5 protein-coding genes are annotated in these 4,820 nt (G+C 71.6%); 4 read left to right on the top strand and 1 reads right to left on the bottom strand.

Annotated features, from left to right (window positions below):
• Positions 1 to 58 precede the first annotated feature (58 nt).
• Positions 59 to 1,441 (bottom strand): glycine--tRNA ligase, encoded by a 1,383-nt coding sequence (locus ABD308_RS21365; RefSeq protein WP_344337586.1) that lies wholly within the window; start codon positions 1,439 to 1,441, stop codon positions 59 to 61.
• Between the two features lie 191 nt (positions 1,442 to 1,632).
• Here ABD308_RS21365 and ABD308_RS21360 point away from each other — a divergent pair, with 191 nt between their 5' ends.
• The 4 genes from ABD308_RS21360 to ABD308_RS21345 are packed head-to-tail and all read left to right on the top strand — an operon-like array spanning position 1,633 to position 4,781.
• Positions 1,633 to 2,625: a metal ABC transporter substrate-binding protein gene (locus ABD308_RS21360; RefSeq protein WP_425554822.1), complete on the top strand. Its 993-nt coding sequence runs from the start codon at positions 1,633 to 1,635 to the stop codon at positions 2,623 to 2,625.
• A gap of 13 nt (positions 2,626 to 2,638) precedes the next feature.
• Positions 2,639 to 3,418, top strand: coding sequence for a metal ABC transporter ATP-binding protein (locus ABD308_RS21355; RefSeq protein ID WP_344337584.1), 780 nt, complete (start codon positions 2,639 to 2,641; stop codon positions 3,416 to 3,418).
• Positions 3,415 to 4,335 (top strand): metal ABC transporter permease, encoded by a 921-nt coding sequence (locus ABD308_RS21350; protein WP_344337583.1) that lies wholly within the window; start codon positions 3,415 to 3,417, stop codon positions 4,333 to 4,335. The genes ABD308_RS21355 and ABD308_RS21350 overlap by 4 nt, the downstream gene beginning before the upstream one ends.
• A 35-nt stretch (positions 4,336 to 4,370) precedes the next feature.
• Complete coding sequence (locus ABD308_RS21345; protein ID WP_344337581.1) at positions 4,371 to 4,781, top strand: Fur family transcriptional regulator; 411 nt, start codon at positions 4,371 to 4,373, stop codon at positions 4,779 to 4,781.
• Positions 4,782 to 4,820 lie beyond the last annotated feature (39 nt).

Below are 4,820 nucleotides of genomic sequence, written 5' to 3'. Positions count from 1 at the left end.
CACGGAGCCCCCGCCGCCCGGGAGGGGCGGACGGGGGCTCCGTGCGGACGGAAGGACGTCAGCAGCCGATGAGGCGCGCCGCCAGGTAGGACTTCACCTGGTCCAGCGAGACCCGCTCCTGCGTCATGGTGTCGCGCTCGCGCACGGTCACCGCGTCGTCCTCCAGGGTGTCGAAGTCGACCGTCACGCAGAACGGCGTGCCGATCTCGTCCTGGCGGCGGTAGCGCTTGCCGATGGCGCCGGCGTCGTCGAACTCGACGTTCCACGCGGTGCGCAGGTCGGCGGCCAGGCCGCGGGCCTTCGGCGAGAGGTCGGCGTTGCGCGACAGCGGCAGCACCGCGACCTTGACCGGGGCCAGGCGCGGGTCCAGGCGCATGCCGACGCGCTTCTCCATGACGCCCTTGGCGTTCGGCGCCTCGTCCTCGAAGTAGGCGTCGATCAGGAAGGCCAGCAGGGCGCGGTTGAGGCCGGCCGCCGGCTCGATGACGTACGGGAAGTACCGCTCGCCGGACTCCTGGTCGAAGTACTTGAGGTCCTGGCCGGAGGCCTCGCTGTGCACCGTCAGGTCGTAGTCGGTGCGGTTGGCGATGCCCTCCAGCTCGGAGAACTCGGTGCCGCCGAAGTTGAAGCGGTACTCGATGTCCACCGTGCGCTTGGCGTAGTGGGAGAGCTTCTCCTTCGGGTGCTCGAACAGGCGCATGTTCTCGGTGCGCAGGCCGAGGCCGACGTACCAGTCCCAGCGCTGCTGCAGCCAGTACTCGTGCCACTGCTCGTCGTCGCCCGGCTTGACGAAGAACTCCATCTCCATCTGCTCGAACTCGCGGGTCCGGAAGATGAAGTTGCCGGGGGTGATCTCGTTGCGGAAGCTCTTGCCGACCTGGGCGATGCCGAACGGCGGCTTCTTGCGCGAGGTGGTCTGGACGGCCTTGAAGTTGGTGAAGATGCCCTGGGCGGTCTCCGGGCGCAGGTACGCCAGGCCGCTCGCCTCCTCGGTGACGCCGAGGTGGGTCTTCAGCATGCCCGAGAAGTCCTTGGGCTCGGTGAACTGGCCCTTGGTCCCGCAGTCCGGGCAGTTGATGTCCTGGAGGCCGTTCGGCGGCGGGAAGCCGTGCTTGGCCTCGTACCTCTCCTCCAGGTGGTCGGCCCGGTGGCGCTTGTGGCAGGAGAGGCACTCGGTCAGCGGGTCGTTGAAGGTCTTGACGTGGCCGGACGCCTCCCAGACCTCGCGGGCCAGGATCACCGACGAGTCAAGTCCGACGACGTCCTCGCGGGCCTGGACCATCGCGCGCCACCACTGGCGCTTGATGTTCTCCTTGAGCTCGACGCCCAGCGGTCCGTAGTCCCAGGCGGCACGCGTGCCGCCGTAGATCTCGCTGCAGGGGTAGACGAAGCCACGGCGCTTGCTCAGGCTGACGATCGTCTCGATCTTGTCGGCTGCCACAGTGCTCTCTTCAGTACGTACGGCACGGTCAGGGCACGGCTGGTTACGCGTACCCGAATACCTCAGGTTACCGGCCATATGGGTACGGGGTTCAAATCGGTATCGCCGGTACCGGCCCACTCACCGTCACCGCCCGTTCACCCGTCCGAGTGATTTGACAATCATTTCCATCTAATCTGAGAATGGTTGTCATGATGATCCGACGACGTGCCCGCAGCGCCATGGCTCTGACCGCCACCGCCCTCGCCGCCGCCCTCACCCTGACCGCCTGCGGTGACGGCGGGGCCCAGGGCGCGGAGGGCCGGCTGAACGTCGTCGCGTCCTTCTACCCGATGGAGTTCCTCGCCACGAGCATCGGCGGCGAGCACGTGAAGGTCACCGGCCTGACCGCCGCCGGCGTCGAGCCGCACGACCTCGAACTCACCGCCAAGCAGGTCGGGCGCGTCCAGAAGGCCGACGCGATCGTCTACCTCAAGGGCCTGCAGCCCACCGTCGACAAGGCCGTCGAAGGCTCCGACGCCAAGTACCGGGTCGACGCCACCGCCGCCGTCCCGCTGGAGGACCACCACCTCCCGGAGGACCACGCGGAGGGCGACGGCCACGACCACCACCACGACGGGGCGGCCGGCGACCCGCACATCTGGCTCGACCCGGCCCGCTACGCCGCCGTGGCCAGGAGCGTCGGCGCCGAGTTCGCCAAGGCCGACCCGGCGCACGCCGAGGACTACCGCCGCAACACCGACGAACTGGTCGGCCGGCTCACCGCCCTGGACCAGGAGTTCAAGGACGGGCTGAAGGACGCGGGCAACCGCACCTTCGTGACCAGCCACGCCGCCTTCGGCTACCTCGCCGAGGCCTACGGCCTCACCCAGGTCTCCATCAACGGCGTCGACCCCGAGTCCGAGCCCACCCCGGCCCGCCTCGCCGACGTCCAGAAGGCCGCCAAGGAGAACGGCGTCACCACGATCTTCTTCGAGACCCTGGCCAGTCCCCGGCTCGCCGAGACCGTGGCCAAGGACCTCGGCCTCAGGACCGCCGTCCTCGACCCGCTGGAGGGCGTCGAGGACCAGGCCCGGGACGACTACCTGACGGTCATGAGGCGGAACCTGGCCAACCTCCAGGCCGCCCTCGGCACGAACGCGACCGCGAGCACGAACGCGACCGCCACCACCCCCACCAGCTGACGGGACCACCGGCATGACCCCCCCGACACCCCCGGCCGTCCGCCTGCACGACGCCGTCGCCTCACGCGGCGGACGCCCGGTGCTGCGCGGCGTCGACCTCACCGTCCGCCCCGGCGAAGTGGTCGCCCTGCTCGGCGCCAACGGCTCCGGCAAGTCCACCACCGTCAAGGCCGTCACCGGCGCCGTGCCGCTGGAGCGCGGCGGCCTGGACCTGTTCGGCACCCCGCTCGCCCGCTTCCGCGCCTGGCACCGGATCGGCTACGTCCCGCAGCGCACCACCGCCGCCTCCGGCGTCCCCGCCACCGTGCGCGAGGTCGTCTCCACCGGCCGGCTGCCGCTGCACCGGCTGCTGCCCTTCCGCCGCGCCGACCGCACCGCCGTGGACCGCGCGCTGGCCGCCGTCGGCATGCTCGACCGGGCCCGCGACGGCGTCGCCGACCTCTCCGGCGGCCAGCAGCAGCGGGTGCTGATCGCCCGCGCGCTGGCCGGCTCCCCCGACCTGCTGATCATGGACGAGCCGATGGCCGGCGTGGACGCCGCCAGCCAGCAGGTGCTCGCCGACACCCTGCGCGCCGAGGTCGCACGCGGCGCCGCCGTCCTGCTGGTGCTGCACGAACTCGGGCCGCTGGAACCGCTGATCGACCGCGCCGTGGTGCTCCGCGACGGCTGCGTCGCGCACGACGGCCCGCCCGTGCCCAACACCGGCCTGCACGCCCTGCCCGGCCACGACCACGTCCACCCGCACGCCGACCACGGCCACGACCACGAACGGATCCGGGGACTGCTGTCATGACCGAGATGCTTGGCTACGACTTCATGCAGCGGGCGCTGATCGCCGCCGTCCTGGTCGGTGTCACCGCCCCCGCCGTCGGCGTCTACCTGGTGCAGCGCCGCCAGGCCCTGCTGGGCGACGGCATGGGCCACGTCGCGATGACCGGCGTCGGCCTCGGCTTCATCTTCCAGACCAGCCCGGTCTGGACGGCCGTCGTGGTCTGCGTGCTCGGCGCCGTCACCATGGAACTGGTCCGCGCGCGCGGCAACCAGCGCGGCGACCTCGCCCTCGCGATGCTCTTCTACGGCGGCATGGCCTGCGGCAAGCTGCTGGTCTCCAAGTCCGCCCAGGCGGGCGCCGGTTCACTGGAGAGCTACCTCTGGGGCTCCATCCTGACCGTCTCCCCCGCCGACCTGGCCGCGATCGCCGCGCTCGGCGCCGTCGTCATCGCCGTCACCCTGGGCCTGCGCCGCCAGCTCTTCGCGATCTGCCAGGACGAGGACTTCGCCAAGGTCACCGGTGTCCCGGTGCGGCTGCTCAACCTGCTGCTCGCGGTGATGGCCGCGGTCACCGTCACCGTCGCCATGCGGGTGGTCGGCCTGCTGCTGGTCAGCGCGCTGATGGTAGTCCCGGTGGCCGCCGCCCAGCAGCTCACCCGCTCCTTCGCCGCGACCCAGGCCGGCGCGATCGCGGTCGGCGTGATCGTCGCACTGGCCGGCGTCACCGGCTCCTACGAGCTCGACGTGCCCTCCGGCCCGGCCATCGTGCTGCTCGCCATCGCGGTGTTCGCGGTGTTCAGCGCGATCGCCGCACCGCTCGCCCGGCGCCGCCACCGCGGCACTCCCGACGCCGGACCGCAGGTCTGCGACGTCCGGCTGCCGGACCCGCAGCGGGCGGACGCCGCCACTCCGGCGCCCGGTGCGGGGCTGGCACAATGAGGTGCCAGCCGCCCACACCCCCAGGAGGACCCACGGTGACCACCGCAGGCCCGTCGCCGCGAGCCCGATCGACCCGGCAGCGCGCCGCCGTCTCGGCGGTCCTGGACGAGATCGAGGACTTCCGCAGCGCGCAGGAGCTCCACGACATGCTGAAGCACCGGGGCGACTCGGTCGGCCTCACCACCGTCTACCGGACGCTCCAGTCGCTCGCCGACGCCGGCGAGGTCGACGTCCTGCGCACCGCCGACGGCGAGGCCGTCTACCGCCGGTGCAGCAGCGGACACCACCACCACCTGGTCTGCCGCCAGTGCGGTGCCACCGTCGAGGTCGAGGGCCCGGCCGTCGAGCGCTGGGCCAACTCGGTCGCCGCCGAGCACGGGTTCAGCGACATCGCGCACACCCTGGAGATCTTCGGCACCTGCGAGGAGTGCGCGAGCAAGATCTGAACCGCACCGGAACGGCGCGAGGGCCCGCGGGAGTTCGTC

Source organism: Kitasatospora putterlickiae (genome assembly GCF_039527695.1).
In the GTDB taxonomy this organism is placed as follows: Bacteria; Actinomycetota; Actinomycetes; order Streptomycetales; family Streptomycetaceae; genus Kitasatospora; species Kitasatospora putterlickiae.
Note: the sequence above shows the minus strand (reverse complement) of the source record. Positions and strands in the feature narration are given on the sequence as shown.